At 54.4% G+C, this 16,908-nt stretch carries 13 protein-coding genes; 6 read left to right on the top strand and 7 right to left on the bottom strand.

The window, feature by feature from the left end; translation table 11 throughout:
- Nucleotides 1–72: 72 nt before the first annotated feature.
- Complete coding sequence (locus ICA20_RS22085; protein WP_038636596.1) at nt 73–1,644, top strand: methyl-accepting chemotaxis protein; 1,572 nt, start codon at nt 73–75, stop codon at nt 1,642–1,644.
- 61 nt (nt 1,645–1,705) lie between these two features.
- On the opposite strand, the gene ICA20_RS22080 is transcribed toward ICA20_RS22085, so the two are convergent.
- From ICA20_RS22080 to ICA20_RS22070, 3 genes are all read right to left on the bottom strand, one after another.
- A complete protein-coding gene (locus ICA20_RS22080; RefSeq protein WP_038636599.1) occupies nt 1,706–2,674 on the bottom strand; it encodes a DMT family transporter in 969 nt (322 codons plus the stop codon).
- A 76-nt stretch (nt 2,675–2,750) separates the two neighbouring features.
- Complete coding sequence (locus tag ICA20_RS22075) at nt 2,751–3,575, bottom strand: AraC family transcriptional regulator (protein WP_038642970.1); 825 nt, start codon at nt 3,573–3,575, stop codon at nt 2,751–2,753.
- An 81-nt stretch (nt 3,576–3,656) separates the two neighbouring features.
- Nucleotides 3,657–4,505 (bottom strand): SDR family oxidoreductase, encoded by an 849-nt coding sequence (locus ICA20_RS22070; protein WP_038636602.1) that lies wholly within the window; start codon nt 4,503–4,505, stop codon nt 3,657–3,659.
- A gap of 90 nt (nt 4,506–4,595) precedes the next feature.
- On the opposite strand from ICA20_RS22070, the gene ICA20_RS22065 reads away from it, so the two are divergent.
- Nucleotides 4,596–4,976: a helix-turn-helix domain-containing protein gene (locus tag ICA20_RS22065; protein ID WP_038642973.1), complete on the top strand. Its 381-nt coding sequence runs from the start codon at nt 4,596–4,598 to the stop codon at nt 4,974–4,976.
- Between the two features lie 62 nt (nt 4,977–5,038).
- Here the strand turns inward: ICA20_RS22065 and ICA20_RS22060 are convergent, their stop codons facing one another.
- Nucleotides 5,039–6,982: a bifunctional 2',3'-cyclic-nucleotide 2'-phosphodiesterase/3'-nucleotidase gene (locus ICA20_RS22060; RefSeq protein ID WP_038636604.1), complete on the bottom strand. Its 1,944-nt coding sequence runs from the start codon at nt 6,980–6,982 to the stop codon at nt 5,039–5,041.
- 186 nt (nt 6,983–7,168) lie between these two features.
- On the opposite strand from ICA20_RS22060, the gene cysQ reads away from it, so the two are divergent.
- The gene (cysQ, locus tag ICA20_RS22055; protein ID WP_038636607.1) at nt 7,169–7,909 is read left to right on the top strand and encodes a 3'(2'),5'-bisphosphate nucleotidase CysQ; all 741 of its coding nucleotides are present in this window, start codon (nt 7,169–7,171) and stop codon (nt 7,907–7,909) included.
- On the opposite strand, the gene ICA20_RS22050 is transcribed toward cysQ, so the two are convergent.
- Complete coding sequence (locus tag ICA20_RS22050) at nt 7,899–8,456, bottom strand: YtfJ family protein (protein ID WP_038636612.1); 558 nt, start codon at nt 8,454–8,456, stop codon at nt 7,899–7,901. The genes cysQ and ICA20_RS22050 overlap by 11 nt on opposite strands.
- A gap of 327 nt (nt 8,457–8,783) precedes the next feature.
- On the opposite strand from ICA20_RS22050, the gene ICA20_RS22045 reads away from it, so the two are divergent.
- On the top strand, nt 8,784–8,990 hold the full coding sequence (locus ICA20_RS22045) for a DUF1107 domain-containing protein (RefSeq protein ID WP_003025710.1): 207 nt from the start codon (nt 8,784–8,786) through the stop codon (nt 8,988–8,990).
- 67 nt (nt 8,991–9,057) lie between these two features.
- On the opposite strand, the gene ICA20_RS22040 is transcribed toward ICA20_RS22045, so the two are convergent.
- Nucleotides 9,058–10,398 carry a hemolysin family protein gene (locus ICA20_RS22040; protein WP_003025713.1) on the bottom strand — a complete coding sequence of 447 codons (1,341 nt, stop codon included), beginning with the start codon at nt 10,396–10,398 and terminating at the stop codon, nt 9,058–9,060.
- Nucleotides 10,399–10,549: 151 nt separating this feature from the next.
- Nucleotides 10,550–11,188, bottom strand: a complete 639-nt coding sequence (msrA, locus tag ICA20_RS22035; protein WP_032940276.1) for a peptide-methionine (S)-S-oxide reductase MsrA — start codon at nt 11,186–11,188, stop codon at nt 10,550–10,552.
- 212 nt (nt 11,189–11,400) lie between these two features.
- On the opposite strand from msrA, the gene tamA reads away from it, so the two are divergent.
- Together tamA and tamB are read left to right on the top strand one after the other, a co-directional pair.
- A complete protein-coding gene (gene tamA, locus ICA20_RS22030; RefSeq protein ID WP_038636617.1) occupies nt 11,401–13,134 on the top strand; it encodes an autotransporter assembly complex protein TamA in 1,734 nt (577 codons plus the stop codon).
- Nucleotides 13,131–16,907, top strand: a complete 3,777-nt coding sequence (gene tamB / locus ICA20_RS22025) for an autotransporter assembly complex protein TamB (protein ID WP_038636620.1) — start codon at nt 13,131–13,133, stop codon at nt 16,905–16,907. Before tamA ends, tamB begins: the two co-directional genes overlap by 4 nt.
- The last annotated feature ends 1 nt before the right edge of the window (nt 16,908 follow it).

The following is a 16,908-nucleotide window of genomic DNA, read 5'->3' as shown; positions in this document are numbered from 1 at the left end:
GAGAATTAAATAAGCGCACGCCGCTGCCGATAGTTAGACCTCAGACAATACCTGCATAATAAAAGGCAACAGATGTTCAAACGAATCAAAGTGATAACCTTACTTATCACCGTGTTACTCGCGCTGGGCGCGATGCAGCTCATCTCCGCAGGCGTCTTTATTGGCGCACTCAATAACGATAAACAGAACTTTAATGTCTCTCAGCTTTCCAGTCAGAACGTGGCTGAATTTACCGATGCGTGGATTAGCCTGAACCAGGCTCGCGTCACGCTCAACCGGGGGATGCTGCGTTTACAGGGAACGATGGCCAGCGAGATCAACGGTGGTCAGTTGAAAGAGCTGGTGAACACGGCAAATCGTCTGCTGGCCGAGTCGAAAGAGCATTACGATAAATACTACGCCCTGCCTGAAACGCCGGGGCTGGATGAGCGTCTGGCCGATCGACTGGAAGAACAGTACGGCATCTATTCTGCGACGCTGGCTAAAATGAACGCGTTGCTGGCTGAAGGTAAGCTGGAAGAGATGTTCAAGCAGAATGCTGAGCAGAAGCAGACGGCCATGCAGGAAGTGTATCGGGAATGGCGTGCCGCGCAGACGGCGCTGGCCACTGCCGGCGTGCAGGACAATGAGAGTGATTACCGCAAGATAATCTGGCTGTTGTCTGCCGTGATGCTGGCTGTCGTCACTGTGATTGTCGCCAGTTGGCTGGCGATGCAGCGCGTGTTGCTCAAGCCGCTCCACGAGGTGATAGGACATATTCGCCACATCGCTGCGGGTGACCTGACGCATAGTATCAACGCCGATGGCAGCAATGAAATGGCGCTGCTGGCAAGTAATGTGCGTGACATGCAGCAGGCGCTGGCGAATACGGTCAGCGTGGTGCGTGACGGGGCTGACACTATCTACACCGGCGCGGGTGAAATTGCCGCAGGCAGTAACGATCTCTCTTCACGTACCGAGCAGCAGGCTGCCTCTCTGGAAGAGACCGCTGCCAGCATGGAACAACTCACCGCCACCGTGAAGCAGAACGCGGATAACGCGCGTCAGGCGACCAGTCTGGCAAAAAACGCCTCACAGACGGCGCTGAAAGGTGGAACCGTGGTTGATGGCGTGGTGCGTACAATGAACGAAATCGCCACCAGTTCCAGCAAAATCGCGCAAATTACCTCTGTTATCGACGGTATTGCCTTCCAGACCAATATTCTGGCGCTGAACGCGGCGGTAGAAGCGGCGCGTGCGGGCGAACAGGGCCGTGGTTTTGCTGTGGTCGCTGGCGAAGTTCGTACTCTGGCGCAGCGTAGCGCTCAGGCGGCAAAAGAGATTAAGGCGCTGATTGATGACTCGGGCAATCGGGTCAATGCCGGTACGGCGCTGGTGCATGAAGCAGGCGAAACGATGGCGGAGATTGTCAGCGCCGTGACCCGCGTGACCGACATTATGGGCGAAATTGCCTCGGCTTCTGATGAACAGAGCCGGGGTATCGATCAGGTAGGCCAGGCCGTTGCCGAGATGGATCGCGTGACGCAGCAAAATGCTTCGCTGGTGGAGGAGTCCGCTTCCGCTGCCGCCGCGCTTGAAGAGCAGGCAGCACGACTGAACCAGACCGTGGCGGTATTTAAAGTGTCGCGCCGGATGGCGGCGTAAACGCCTTATCCGGCCTACATGAGATCGTACAGTCCTTGTAGGCCTGATAAGCGCAGCGCCATCAGGCATCCCCTGAAACCGGCACTACCGCCGGTTTCTGCGGTTTTGACCGCACCGCAATTACCACGCCTATTACCAGCAGCGCAATACCGCTTAGCGTCAGCAGCGGCGGAAAAGCCTGGCGCAGCATAAAGGTATACAGCAGGCCAGCCAGCGTTTCGAAGACAATCAGCGGGCCGAGGATCACCGTCGGCAGCTTCTGGCTGGCGACGTTCCAGCACAGCGCGCCAACCCACGAACACAATACCGCAATGGCTATCATCAGGCCGATAAACACATCCGGACGCGGGCCGAAGGGCAGGGCGAAACCTGGCGTTTGCCCATGCAGCCACAGACATGCTGCAATGTACCCCAGCAGAGAAACGGGCAGCGTCACCAGCGCCTGAGCCGTCGCCCACATCATCGGATGCTTATCTGGATTCTCGCGCAGCCAGCGGGCATTACGCAGTGCATACCACGCCCAGCACACCACTGAGACAAGCGCCAGCACGATACCAGAGCCATAACGCCAGCCGCTAAAATCGGGTAATCCCTGTTTCAGCTCCGAGATATTCACGCACAGCAGGCCAATAGCAATCAATATCAGCGCAGGTGACAGACGCCACCAGGATAATTTACCGTCACGCTGGCTATAGAGCAGGTTGGCGAAGACCGGGATCACCACCGGTAATGTACCAATAATCATCGTTGATACCGGCGCGCCGGTACGCTGGATGGCGCTGGCCAGGCAAACGTAATAAATCAGGTTACCCATCATCGTTAGCGCCAGCGCCGTTATCCAGTCTTTACCCGTCAGTTGGCGCAGACGCGCGCGTCCCAGCCAGGCGATCGGCACGGCGATCAGCCCCAGCGCCAGATAGCGTCCCATCGACTGTAATACTGCCGGGTATTCCGGCACGATCAGCGGCCCGACAAAAATTAATCCCCACATCAGCCCTGCCAGCAGGGCGTACAGCACGCCGCTAATCATTGTTAACATCCACATCATTAAACATTGCGTTGAGTGTAGGCAGGGAGAGTGCAGCCGTATTGTATGAGATTGCGCATTAGCGCGAATAAACCTGCTTCTGATAACGTACCGGCGTAATGCCGTAACGATGAGTAAATGCGCGGGTAAGATGCGACTGGTCGGTCAAACCGGTTGCGGCGGCGACCTCTGCGGCGGGCATTCCGTGAGTGAGAAAACCTTTGGCTCGCCACAGGCGAATGGCCATCAGCATTTGATGCGGCGTAACGTGGAAATGAGATTTAAACTGGCGTTGAAAATGCCAGGGACTCAGTGAGGCAACCCGCGCCAGTTCGTCGAGCGTTATCGGGTGCATGTAATTATCATGCAGATACTCGCGTACCCGCTCAAAGCGATGCGCCCCTTCTGCAGATGTTGGCGCATGGCGGGCCAGCGGCTGGAAGGTGTCGATCAGATCGAGCAATAACCCTTTTTGCGCCAGCGCATCTTCCGTGTTCCACAGGCCGTGGATCAGCGAGCAGATCTGGCGCGAGCGCAGCGGATCGTGACGCGTTACGTCATGAAACCACCAGTGGCGGATCCCGGTGACCTCTTCCAAAAGATCGGGCTCAAGATAGATCATCCGATAGCGCCAGCCGTCGGCGGTTTCGGCTTCGCCGGTATGCAGCTCATCGGGATTCATGGTGACGACAGAATGGGCGGGCGCGACGTACTGCGTACCGCGATAGCGAAAACGTTCGGCTCCGGCTTCTATCGCGCCAATGCCAAACGCTTCATGGGTATGTGGTTCAAAGGCGTAACGTGAGATGTGCGCATGATACAGCTCAACGCCCGGCACCTGCGCCAGATGGCGAAAGCGGGCGCTGTCTTTCTCATCAATAAACTGCTCAGGTACACCTTGCACGTTTTCTCTCCCCACGCATCATCCTGTCATTATCAGAGAGGATGCGCGGGGATGCCACCATAATTAACTAATTTTTAACACTTATACGATGCTTTTGACGGTGTCAGCCAATGATGTGGTTGGGCGACCAATCAGTTTGCTCAACGTATGGCTGTCATCGAACAGACCGCCTTTAGAGGCGCCAACGTCAGAATCAGCCAGCATCTCCGCCAGCCCGGCAGGCAGACCAAAGCCTTTCAGCGCTGCGGCAAAATCAGCTTCGCTCAGGTTCTGATACACCACTTTTTTACCGCTCTGCTTTGCCAGCTCGGCAGCCAACTGGCTCAGGGTCCAGCCTGCATCGCCCGCCAGTTCGTAGGTTTTACCGGCGTGCCCCTCTTCACTGATGATGCGCGCGGCGGCAGCGGCATAGTCGGCGCGGGTTGCCGAGGCGATTTTGCCTTCTCCCGCCGCCCCGATAAAGACGCCGTGTTCCAGTGCAGCTGGCGCGCTGGCGAGATAGTTTTCGGTGTACCAGCCGTTGCGCAGTAGCGCATAAGCGATACCGGATTCAGCCAGCATCTTCTCGGTGGCGACGTGTTCATCGGCCAGCCCCAGCGGGGAGGTGTCGGCGTGCAGCAGGCTGGTGTAGGCGATAAATTTCACGTGGGCAGCCTTTGCTGCATTAATCACGTTGCGATGCTGCGGGGCACGTTGTCCCACTTCGCTGGAGGAGATCAGCAGTAGCTTGTCGATACCCTGTAAGGCAGTCGTAAAGGCGGCTTCGTCGCTGTAATCCGCCTGGCGAACGGTAATGCCCTGCTGGCTAAGCGCCGTCGCTTTAGCGGGGTTACGCACGATAGCCACAATCTGGCTGGCAGGAACGGTTTTCAGTAGCGATTCAATAACGTGTTGGCCCAGTTGGCCGGTGGCGCCGGTAATTGCGATCATGGGGTAACTCCTTGGTATTGGTCTTGTGTTTAATCACGCTAACACTTAAACTTACTTTTAGTAAGTACGCACAAAAAGGTTAGTATGAAAATGACAGCGTCGACCCTCTCCCAGCAATTACGCGATGGCAATTTGTTTGCCGAGCAATGCCCTTCACGCGAGGTGTTAAAACACGTCACCAGCCGCTGGGGCGTGTTAATTCTGGTGGCGCTGCGCGATGGTACGCACCGCTTTAGCGATTTGCGCCGGAAGATGGGCGGCGTCAGTGAAAAAATGCTGGCGCAATCCCTGCAGGCACTGGAGCAGGACGGATTTATCAATCGGGTGTCCTATCCGGTGGTGCCGCCGCACGTGGAATATAGCCTGACGCCGTTGGGTGAGCAGGTGAGCGATAAAGTCGCCGCGCTGGCGGACTGGATAGAACTGAATTTGCCACAGGTTTTGGCGCAACGGGAAGAGCGGGTTGCGTGATAGGTTGGCAGTGTGTTTTGTAGGCCGGATAAGACGTTAGTGCGTCGCATCCGGCACGAGAGTTACTTACTCAAATCCAACTGATAAATCGCAAAGCCGATATCATCGGTAGCGACTTTTTTCAGCGGGTATTGTCCTTTCTCTTTGATAAACGCTGCGGCTTTCTCAGACGGTGACGTTTCAAAACGAATATCCAGTGGCGTATCACTGTGAATCGGCGCCAGACGCCAGTTGTTATCTGCCGCCGGATGAATTTCACCGGCACGCTTCGTCTCAGCACCAATCCATGCGGCCAGCACCGAGCGGTTTTCATCTGGTGACGCAAACGCGATGTGGTTGTCTCCGGTTCCGGCAAACTTACCGCCATAGGCGCGATAGTTGTTGGTCGCGACGAGGAAGGTGGCGTTAGGGTCGACAGGCTTACCGTTAAAGGTCAGATTCTTAATCCGCTCTGCTTTTGGGTTGATGGTCTGGCACTCGCCGTCGTAGCGGGCGGGCTGTGACACATCAATCTGATAATTCACGCCGTCGATCACGTCAAAGTTATAAGTACGGAACCCATCCCAGTTGATCAGCGACTGCGGCTTGCTGCTGTGAATATCAATTTGATTAAACTGCCCGGCGGAACATTCCAGCCACTCTTTCACCTCTTTGCCGCTGGCTTTCACGACCACCAGGGTGTTGGGATAAAGATACAAATCAGCGGCATTACGGAAGGTTAACTGGCCTTTTTCGACTTCGACAAAGCTGGCCGGATCGTTCTTGCGTCCACCGACCTTAAACGGCGCGGCCGCGGAAAGTACCGGCAATTTTGCCAGGTCCGGATCGCCCTGAATAAAATGTTCCACATACGCTTTCTGGGCGTTATTCACTACCTGCACGGTCGGATCATCCTGAACCAGCGCCAGGTAGCTGTACATATTGTCGGCGGATTTACCGATCGGTTTGCTGACGAATTCACGAGTGGCGTCGTGATCGGCTTTCAGGATCTCTACGATTTTTTTGTCTTCACCGGCCAGTGATTTTTTCGCCGCGGCGTCATAAATGGGGCGTGCCTCTGCTTTCGCCTGGCTGACCTGCCATTTACCGCTGTCGTTATTCAGTACCAAATCCACGACGCCCAGATGATCGCCCCACATGCCCGGCATCACCGCCGGTACGCCATTGAGCGTGCCTTTCGCGGTATCCGCGCCTTTAATATTGGCAAAATCTTTACCCGGGAAAACGGCGTGAGCATGACCAAACATAATGGCATCCACACCCGGTACTTCACTGAGATAATAAACGGAGTTTTCCGCCATCGTCTGATACGGGTCGGCAGAAAGGCCGGAGTGAGCAATCACCACCACGACATCAGCGCCTTTTTTCCGCATTTCCGGCACATACTTACGCGCGGTTTCGGTGATGTCATTTACCGTCACTTTGCCGCTAAGGTTAGCTTTATCCCAGGTCATGATTTGTGGTGGCACAAAGCCGATATAGCCAATCTTCAGCGTCTGCTTGTTACCTTGCTGGTCGACCACTTCAGTTTCTTTGATCAAATAAGGCGTAAATAGCGGCTTTTTGGTCTTAACATCGATGATATTGGCGTTAACGTAGGGGAACTTCGCTCCGGCCAGCGCGTTATGCAAATACGCCAGACCGTAGTTGAATTCATGGTTGCCGAGGTTACCCACCGCGTAATCCAGCGTATTGAGCGCCTTATATACCGGGTGAGTTTCGCCCGCTTTCAGCCCTTTGGCCGCCATGTAATCCCCGAGCGGGCTGCCCTGAATCAGATCGCCGTTATCAACCAGCACGCTGTTTTTGACTTCACCACGCGCGGCGTTGATCAGACTTGCCGTGCGCACCAGGCCAAATTTTTCAGTCGGCGTGTCTTTGTAATAATCGAAATCCATCATATTGCTATGTAAATCAGTGGTTTCCATTATTCGCAGATCAACGGTCGCGGCATTCACGCTGGCTGCAATCAGCGTTGCCAGAAGCGTTGCACTAAACTTAATCATCAGGGGCATCCTTTTAAGATCTAAGCCACAAAAGAAAATGTATATAAATCTTCTTGCTTACAGAACTGTGAATCATGACATGAATATAGAGTTTAAAACCGCAGACGCTATCACAGTTGGCGGATCCCCTGACGATCGGGTATAAGTAAAACAACGAGTTAACACCACTGACAAACGAGGTGGAGAATGTTAGAACATGTATGCCAGCTTGCACGGAACGCGGGCGATGCCATTATGCAGGTCTACGATGGAATCAAACCGATGGAGATTACCAGCAAGCAGGATGATTCTCCGGTCACGGCGGCGGATATCGCTGCGCACACGGTGATCCTCGAAGGATTACAGGCGTTGACGCCGGATATTCCGGTTCTGTCTGAAGAAGCTCCTCCTGGCTGGGATGTTCGCCAGCACTGGCAGCGCTACTGGCTGGTGGACCCGCTGGACGGTACCAAAGAGTTTATTAAACGTAACGGTGAATTTACCGTCAATATTGCGCTGATTGAACAGGGAAAGCCGGTGCTTGGCGTGGTTTACGCGCCAGTAATGAAGGTCATGTACAGCGCGGCAGAAGGTAAAGCGTGGAAAGAAGAGTGCGGTGTGCGCAAACAGATCCTGGTACGTGACGCGCGTCCACCGCTGGTGGTAATTAGCCGCTCGCATGCCGACAATGAGTTAAAAGAGTATCTGCAACAACTGGGCGAACACCAGACCACGTCGATTGGCTCGTCGCTGAAATTCTGCCTGGTGGCGGAAGGGCACGCGCAGCTGTATCCGCGTTTTGGACCAACTAACGTCTGGGACACCGCTGCTGGCCACGCCGTTGCCGCCGCAGCCGGAGCGCACGTTCACGACTGGCAGGGGAAACCGCTGGACTACACCCCACGTGAATCGTTCCTCAACCCCGGCTTCCGGGTCTCTATTTACTGAGCAATTTATGCAGCAGGGCAATCACCTGCTGCACCTCTTCCTGCGTTAATGCACCATCTTTTGCCCACTGTACGCGTCCGTCCTTATCGAGTACCGCAATAGCGGAGCTTTCTTCATCCAGTTGCCAGGCTTTACGCGCAATGCCGTTGCTGTCGACAATAAATTGTGACCATGGATAGAGCTTCTTGTTGCTCTCCAGACTGCTGCGCACAAACATACCGGAGCCGGGAATGGCGTCATCCGTGTTGACGATAGTGGTGGTCTGGTATTTGTCGTGCGGCAGGTTCGCTGCTTTGATGGCTTCAATCAGGTTCGCGTTCTTCTCTTTAGCGGAGGTGCGCCCGGCAATGTGTTGCACAATCCGTACTTTGCCGGGCAGTTGCGCGCTATTCCAGCTTTTGTAGCTAAACTTATCGTTATCAAGAATCAGTTCGCCGCGATCGGCAATCCCCACCGGTGGTACGCGCTGGTTAGTCTCAAACTTATGGGCGGAGGCAATCATCGGCAGCAGCAGGCACGACAGCGCCAGCAGTTTTCGTAAGGTCATAGGTTTTCCTTCTTTCTTTATTTTGCAGGTGATCCGACCACTTGGGTCTGGAATTTAATCATATGTGCGATTGATGCTTTTTCCCGCAAGCGCGATGCCAGTTTGCGGACGGGCGCACAAATCCTGCGAAAATCGAAGGCTTATACTGAAGACAGCGAAGCGTTGAAAAGATAATTCTGAATAATTGTAACTTGAAGGTAAATAAACTTATACACGCTGGAAACATCAACGAGATAGTCTATAGTCATAGGGCATTAAAATTTGCGCCTGAGGATTGTCGGACCGATTGTGGTACCGCAAAGGCGTAATGCTCAGCAGGAGACAACAATGAAAATTTTCCAACGATACAACCCGCTGCAGGTGGCGAAGTACGTGAAGATCCTGTTTCGTGGACGGTTATATATCAAGGACGTAGGCGCTTTTGAATTTGATAAGGGTAAGATTCTTATCCCAAAAGTGAAGGACAAGCTGCATTTTTCGGTGATGTCCGAAGTTAACCGTCAGGTCTTGCGTCTGCAAACTGAGATGGCTTGATCAAAGTGCTATGCGGTAGTTAAAAAAACGGCTCCAGGACTGGAGCCGTTGATGTTTCTGCAAGGCGCTATGACGCCTTCGCCTCTTCCTTCGCATCCGGCAGTTTCGGTACCAGAACGGTAGGTTTACTGTCCAGACGCGTCACCAGCAGCTGATCGATCTTGTAGTTATCGATATCCACCACTTCAAATTTGTAGCCTGAATATTTCACCGAGTCGGTGCGTTTCGGGATTTTACGCAACATGAACATCATAAAGCCGCCGATGGTCTCATAGTTGCCGGACTGCGGGAATTCGTCGATATCCAGGACGCGCATGACGTCATCAATCGGCGTACCGCCGTCGACTAACCATGAGTTTTCATCACGCGCCACGATCTGCTCTTCCAGGCCCTGACCAACTAAATCGCCCATCAGCGTCGTCATCACATCGTTGAGCGTGATAATCCCCACCACCAATGCATACTCGTTCATGATGACGGCAAAATCTTCGCCTGCGGTTTTGAAGCTTTCCAGCGCTTCAGAGAGCGTCAGCGTATCCGGGACAATCAGCGTATTGCGGATCTGCACGCCGCTGTTCAGCGCCATGCTCTGGTTGGCCAGCACGCGGTTGAGGAGATCCTTTGAATCGACATAGCCAATGATGTGGTCGATATCTTCGTTACACACCAGGAATTTGGAGTGCGGGTGTTCCGCCACTTTGTTCTTCAGGCTCTGCTCGTCTTCGTGAAGATCGAACCAGATAATGTTCTCGCGCGAGGTCATTGAAGACGGTACGGTACGGGATTCCAGTTCGAACACATTTTCAATCAGCTCATGTTCCTGCTTGCGCAGAACACCCGCCAGCGCACCGGCTTCGACCACGGCGTAAATGTCGTCTGACGTGATGTCATCTTTACGCACCATCGGGATTTTAAACAGGCGGAAAATGTTATTTGCCAGACCGTTAAAGAACCACACCAGCGGGCGGAAGACCAGCAGACAGAAGCGCATCGGGTTGATGATACGCAAAGCCACAGCTTCTGGCGCAATCATACCGATGCGTTTCGGGGTTAAATCCGCGAACAGGATGAACAGGCCAGTAACCAGTGAGAAGGACAGAATAAAACTTAACTGTTCGGACAGCTCTGGAGCGAAGTACTTTGAGAACAGACTGTAAAACGCCGGGGAAAAGGCCGCATCACCCACGATACCGCCGAGAATGGCGACCGCGTTAAGGCCAATCTGCACCACGGTAAAAAACATACCGGGGTTTTCCTGCATCTTCAAAACACGCTGTGCGTTTACATTGCCTTCATCGGCAAGCAGTTTAAGTTTGATTTTGCGTGATGCGGCAAGCGAGATCTCGGATATCGAGAAAAACGCACTCACGGCGATCAGGCAGAGAATGACTAAAATACTGTTTAACATATCTTATCCGACCGTTCGGGTCAGATCCTCGGAAGGGAGAAGTTGATAAATCCGTGTGAAATACACATTGAAAACCGGCTCGTGGAAGTGAGCCGGTAAATTCAGAAGCTAGTATAGCGTAAGGTACTGTAACGTCGCCAGAGGGGGAAATTTATCCTTGTGGTGGCAAACACACGCCAATCCCGCCAATTCCACAGTATCCGTAAGGGTTTTTGTGCAGATATTGTTGGTGATCGTCTTCGGCATAATAGAACGGGGTTGCCGTACTGATTTCCGTTGTAATGGTCCGCTCGTCGCCAGCGGCGGTCATCGCCGCCTGAAAACGCTCAAGGCTGGCCTGTGCTGCGGCGGTTTGCTCTGGCGTTAAGGGATAAATAGCGGAACGATACTGCGTACCCTGGTCGTTCCCCTGGCGCATACCTTGCGCCGGGTCGTGATTTTCCCAGAACACCTGCAGCAGTTGCTCGTAGCTGATAACATGCGGGTCATAGACGACGCGTACCGCCTCGGCATGCCCGGTATCGCCAGAGCAAACTTCCCGATAGGTCGGGTTAGGGGTATAGCCGCCGGTGTATCCGGCTGCGGTGCTGTACACGCCGGGTAATGACCAGAATAAACGCTCCACGCCCCAGAAACATCCCATGGCGAAAAGGGCGATTTCCATACCGTCGGGCACGTTGGTCATCGAATGTTGGTTAACCGCATGCAGCGTTGCCACTGGCATCGGGGTGTTGCGTCCAGGTAGCGCATCTGCTTGAGTAACGAGATGCTTTCTATCAAATAAACTCATGGCCGTTCTCCCGAAATCAGTCATTTGGGTTAAGGTTGTAACGAGACGCGTCTTTGCCCACAATAAACGGCATGAATACGTCTAGAGTTAAACATAAGAAATATTTGGGTTGCCGTCTGTTTTTCAACTCTTATTGTTGATTTTTTGTTAAGCCGAGGAACGGCATAGTATTTTTTTCCAGGGGTGGGAAAAAAGGATATTCAGGAGAAAATGTGCCACATATCCGTCAGTTATGTTGGGTGGGATTACTGTGCTTAAGTGGCTCCGCCGCCGCCGCGAATGTTCGCTTACAGGTCGAAGGATTATCAGGACCGCTGGAGAAAAACGTCCGTGCGCAGCTGTCCACGATTCAAAGTGATGAAGTCACGCCAGACCGACGCTTTCGTGCGCGCGTTGATGATGCCATCCGCGAAGGGCTAAAAGCGCTGGGCTACTTTGAGCCGACCATCGATTTTGAGCTGCGCCCGCCACCGGCGAAAGGACGCCAGGTGTTGATTGCCAAAGTAACCCCCGGCGAGCCGGTGCTGATTGGCGGCACCGAAGTGATTCTGCGCGGTGGCGCGCGTACGGATAAAGATTACCTGGATCTGCTGAAAACGCGCCCGGCAATCGGCACCGTGTTGAATCAGGGAGACTATGACAACTTCAAAAAATCCCTCACCAGCGTGGCGCTGCGCAAAGGTTATTTCGACAGTGAATTTAATAAAAGCCAGCTTGGAATAGCGCTTGAGCGCCGTCAGGCGTTCTGGGATATCGATTACAACAGCGGCGAACGCTATCGCTTTGGGCATGTCACCTTTGAAGGCTCGCAAATTCGTGATGAGTACCTGCAAAACCTGGTGCCATTTAAAGAAGGTGAAGAGTACGAGTCGAAAGATCTGGGGGAACTGAACCGTCGTCTGTCGGCGACCGGATGGTTTAATTCTGTGGTTGTCGCGCCGGAATTTGATAAAGCCCGCAAAACCAAAGTGCTGCCGCTAAAAGGCGTGGTCTCGCCGCGTACCGAAAACACCATCGAAACCGGGGTTGGTTATTCAACTGACGTCGGGCCACGGGTGAAGACCTCGTGGAAAAAGCCGTGGATGAACTCCTATGGCCACAGCCTGACCACCAGCGCCAGCATCTCTGCGCCAGAGCAGGTCCTTGATTTTAGTTATAAAATGCCGCTGTTAAAGAACCCGCTGGAGCAGTATTACCTGGTGCAGGGCGGCTTTAAGCGTACCGATTTAAACGACACCGAGCAGGACTCCACGACGCTTGCGGTTTCCCGCTACTGGGATCTCTCCAGTGGCTGGCAGCGCGCGATTAACCTGCGCTGGAGCCTCGACCACTTTACGCAGGGTAACGTCACCAATACCACCATGCTGCTCTATCCGGGCGTGATGATTAGCCGGACGCGTTCGCGCGGCGGTCTGATGCCCGTCTGGGGCGATTCACAGCGTTATTCCATTGATTACTCCAATACGGCCTGGGGCTCAGACGTTGATTTCTCCGTCTTCCAGGCGCAAAACGTCTGGATCCGCACGCTGTACGACAAGCATCGCTTTGTGATGCGCGGTAACCTCGGCTGGATTGAAACCGGGGACTTCGACAAAGTGCCGCCGGATCTGCGTTTCTTCGCCGGGGGCGATCGCAGTATTCGCGGCTATAAATACAAATCTATTTCGCCTGAAGGCAGCGACGGTAAGCTGAAAGGGGCCTCGAAGCTGGCAACCGGCTCGCTGGAATACCAGTACAACGTGACCGGGAAATGGTGGGGCGCGATGTTTGTCGATAGCGGCGAAGCGGTCAGCGATATCCGCAAAAGCGATTTCAAAACCGGCGCCGGGGTCGGCGTACGCTGGCAATCACCGGTCGGTCCCATCAAGCTCGACTTTGCCGTTCCTGTCGGCGACAAAGATGAACATGGTTTACAGTTTTACATCGGTCTGGGGCCTGAATTATGAGTTTATGGAAGAAGATAAGCCTCGGCGTGCTGATTTTTATCCTGCTGTTGTTAGGCACGGTGGCGTTTCTTGTCGGCACCACCTCGGGCCTGCACCTGATCTTCAAAGCAGCTAATCGCTGGGTTCCGGGGCTGGAAATTGGTCAGGTCACCGGCGGCTGGCGGGATTTATCGCTCAAAAATATTCGTTATGACCAGCCTGGCGTGGCGGTGAATGCCGGCGAAGTGCATCTGGCCGTCGGGCTGGAGTGTCTTTGGGATAGCAGCCTGTGCGTCAACGATCTGTCGCTGAAAAATATCAACGTGGCGATCGACAGTAAGAAGATGCCGCCTTCAGCACCGGTTGAGGAAGAGGATAGCGGCCCGCTTAACCTTTCCACACCTTATCCGATTACGCTTTCACGCGTGGCGCTCAACAACATCAATATCAAAATCGATGACACCACGGTTTCAGTGCTCGATTTTACCTCCGGCCTGAACTGGCAGGAAAAAACGCTGACCCTGAAGCCAACGTCATTACAGGGCCTGCTGATTGCCCTGCCTAAAGTGGCGGAAGTGGCGCAGGAAGAGGTCGTTGAACCGAAGATTCAAAACCCGCAGCCGGATGAAAAACCGCTCGGCGAAACGCTAAAAGATCTGTTCTCAAAGCCGGTGCTACCGGAAATGACCGATGTCCATCTGCCGCTCAACCTCAATATTGAAGAGTTTCGCGGCGAGCAACTGCGCGTGACCGGGGATACGGATTTAACGGTGCATAACATGCTGCTCAAAGTGAGCAGTATTGACGGCAACATGAAGCTCGACGCGCTGGATATCGACTCTAATCAGGGCACGGTAAACGCCAGCGGTACGGCGCAGCTCACCAACACATGGCCGGTAGATATTACCCTCAACAGCACGCTGAACGTTGATCCATTAAAAGGCGAAAAGGTGAAGCTGAAGGTCGGCGGCGCGCTGCGTGACCAGCTGGAAGTCGGCGTCAATCTGTCTGGCCCGGTTGATATGGACCTGCGTGCGCAAACGCGTCTGGCAGAAGCCGGATTACCGCTCAATCTGGAAGTGGTGAGTAAGCAGGTTTACTGGCCGTTTACCGGCGACAAGCAATTCCAGGCCGATGACATTAAGCTCAAGCTGACCGGCAAAATGACCGACTATACGTTGTCGATGCGTACCGCGGTGAAAGGGCAGGATATTCCTCCGGCTACCATTACGCTGGACGCCAAAGGCAACGAACAGCAGATTAATCTCGACAAACTGAGCATTGCGGCGCTGGAAGGGAAAACCGAACTGAAAGCGCTGGTGGACTGGCAGCAGGCGATCAGTTGGCGCGGGGAGTTAACGCTGGATGGTATCAACACCGCGAAAACAATCCCGGACTGGCCGTCAAAGCTGAATGGTCTGGTGAAAACGCGCGGCAGTCTGTACGGCGGAAGCTGGCAGATGGAGATTCCTGAGCTGAAGCTGACCGGTAACGTGAAGCAGAACAAGGTTAATGTAAACGGCTCGCTGAAGGGGAACAGCTACCTGCAGTGGACGATCCCGGGCCTGCATCTGGAACTGGGGCGCAACAGTGCGGACGTGAAAGGGGAACTGGGGGTTAAGGACCTCAATCTCGACGCGACGATTGATGCCCCGAGCCTGGATAACGCACTGCCGGGATTAGGCGGCACGGCGAAAGGGCTGGTAAAAGTTCGTGGTACGGTAGAAGCGCCACAGCTGTTGGCGGACATCACCGCCCGCGGCCTGCGCTGGCAGGAGCTTTCCGTTGCTCAGGTTCGCGTCGAAGGCGACGTGAAATCGGCGGAGCAAATCGCCGGTAATCTCAACGTTCGCGTAGAACGGATTGTACAACCGGACGTGAATATCGGCCTGGTGACGCTCGATGCCAAAGGCAGTGAGAAGCAGCATGAGCTACAGCTGCGCATCCAGGGCGAGCCGGTCTCAGGGCAGCTCTCCCTGGCAGGCAGCTTTGATCGCAAAGAGCAGCGCTGGAAAGGGGAATTAAGCAATACCCGTTTCCAGACGCCGGTTGGTCCGTGGGCGCTCAATCGTGCGATCGCGTTGGATTATCGCAATCAGGAGCAAAAAATCAGCATTGGGCCGCACTGCTGGAACAACCCGAATGCGGAGCTGTGCGTACCACAAACCATTGATGCTGGTGCAGAAGGACGCGCGGTGGTGAATCTCAACCGTTTCGACCTGGCGATGCTGAAACCGTTTATGCCGGATACGACTCAGGCCAGCGGGGTGTTCACCGGCAAAGCCGATGTCAGTTGGGACACGACCAAAGAGGGGCTGCCGCAGGGGCAGGTCACGCTTTCCGGGCGTAACGTGAAGGTCACGCAAAGCGTGAACGATGCGCCGCTGCCTGTGGCATTTGAAACGTTGAATCTGACCGCCGACCTGCACGACAACCGTGCCGAGCTGGGCTGGCTGATTCGCCTGACTAATAACGGGCAGTTTGACGGAAAGGTGCAGGTGACGGATCCACAAGGGCGCCGTAACCTGGGCGGCAACGTCAATATCCGCAACTTCAATCTGGCGATGGTGAACCCTATCTTCTCACGTGGTGAAAAGGCCGCGGGGACGATCAACGCCAACCTGCGTCTGGGCGGCGATGTGCAAAGCCCGCAACTGCTTGGACAGCTGCAACTGAGCGGACTGGATATCGACGGTAACTTCATGCCGTTTGACATGCAGCCAAGCCAGTTAGCTGTTAACTTCACCGGAACACGCTCAACGTTGGCGGGTGTGGTGCGTACGCAGCAGGGGGAAATCAACCTGAGCGGCGACGCAGACTGGAGTCAAATAGACAATTGGCGGGCGCGCGTTGCGGCGAAAGGCAGCCGGGTGCGGATCACCGTGCCGCCGATGGTGCGTCTGGATGTCTCGCCGGATGTGGAATTTGAAGCGACACCGAGCCTGTTTACCCTGAACGGCAATGTCGATGTGCCGTGGGCGCGTATCGTGGTCCACGATCTGCCGGAAAGCGCGGTAGGGGTGTCCAGCGATATGGTGATGCTTAATAACGATCTGCAGCCCGAGAAACCACAGACCGCCGGGATCCCGATCAACAGCAACCTGAACATCCACGTCGGTAATAACGTGCGTCTTGATGCCTTTGGTCTGAAAGCGCGTCTGACGGGCGATCTGAAGGTGGTGCAGGATAAACAGGGGCTGGGGCTTAACGGGCAGATTAATATCCCGAGCGGTCGCTTCCATGCCTATGGTCAGGATCTGATTGTGCGTAAGGGCGAGCTGTTATTCTCCGGTCCGCCGGATCAGCCGTTGCTCAATATTGAAGCGATTCGTAACCCGGATGCTACAGAAGATGACGTGATCGCTGGCGTTCGCGTCACGGGCACGGCTGATGAACCGAAGGCGGAGATTTTCTCCGACCCGGCGATGTCGCAGCAAATGGCGCTGTCCTACCTGCTTCGTGGGCAAGGACTGGATAGTGAACAGAGCGACAGCGCGGCGATGACTTCAATGCTTATTGGCCTGGGGGTTGCACAAAGTGGTCAGGTTGTGGGTAAAATCGGGGAGACATTTGGCGTAAGCAATCTGGCACTGGACACGCAAGGGGTGGGTGACTCATCTCAGGTCGTTGTCAGCGGATACGTACTGCCAGGTCTGCAGGTGAAATATGGTGTGGGTATATTTGACTCCTTAGCGACACTCACGCTACGTTATCGTCTGATGCCTAAGCTATATCTGGAAGCAGTGTCTGGCGTAGATCAGGCACTTGATTTGCTCTATCAGTTCGAGTTTTAGC

This window comes from Citrobacter sp. C5_2, from assembly GCF_014596845.2.
Lineage (GTDB): Bacteria > Pseudomonadota > Gammaproteobacteria > Enterobacterales > Enterobacteriaceae > Citrobacter > Citrobacter werkmanii.
Note: the sequence above shows the minus strand (reverse complement) of the source record. Positions and strands in the feature narration are given on the sequence as shown.

Coding starts and splice junctions, on each gene's coding strand:
- ICA20_RS22085 (WP_038636596.1), top strand. CDS start 73: ATGTTCAAACGAATCAAAGTGATAACCTTACTTATCACCGTGTTACTC.
- ICA20_RS22080 (WP_038636599.1), bottom strand. CDS start 2,674: ATGATTAGCGGCGTGCTGTACGCCCTGCTGGCAGGGCTGATGTGGGGA.
- ICA20_RS22070 (WP_038636602.1), bottom strand. CDS start 4,505: ATGATCGCAATTACCGGCGCCACCGGCCAACTGGGCCAACACGTTATT.
- ICA20_RS22065 (WP_038642973.1), top strand. CDS start 4,596: ATGACAGCGTCGACCCTCTCCCAGCAATTACGCGATGGCAATTTGTTT.
- ICA20_RS22060 (WP_038636604.1), bottom strand. CDS start 6,982: ATGATTAAGTTTAGTGCAACGCTTCTGGCAACGCTGATTGCAGCCAGC.
- cysQ (WP_038636607.1), top strand. CDS start 7,169: ATGTTAGAACATGTATGCCAGCTTGCACGGAACGCGGGCGATGCCATT.
- ICA20_RS22050 (WP_038636612.1), bottom strand. CDS start 8,456: ATGACCTTACGAAAACTGCTGGCGCTGTCGTGCCTGCTGCTGCCGATG.
- ICA20_RS22045 (WP_003025710.1), top strand. CDS start 8,784: ATGAAAATTTTCCAACGATACAACCCGCTGCAGGTGGCGAAGTACGTG.
- ICA20_RS22040 (WP_003025713.1), bottom strand. CDS start 10,398: ATGTTAAACAGTATTTTAGTCATTCTCTGCCTGATCGCCGTGAGTGCG.
- msrA (WP_032940276.1), bottom strand. CDS start 11,188: ATGAGTTTATTTGATAGAAAGCATCTCGTTACTCAAGCAGATGCGCTA.
- tamB (WP_038636620.1), top strand. CDS start 13,131: ATGAGTTTATGGAAGAAGATAAGCCTCGGCGTGCTGATTTTTATCCTG.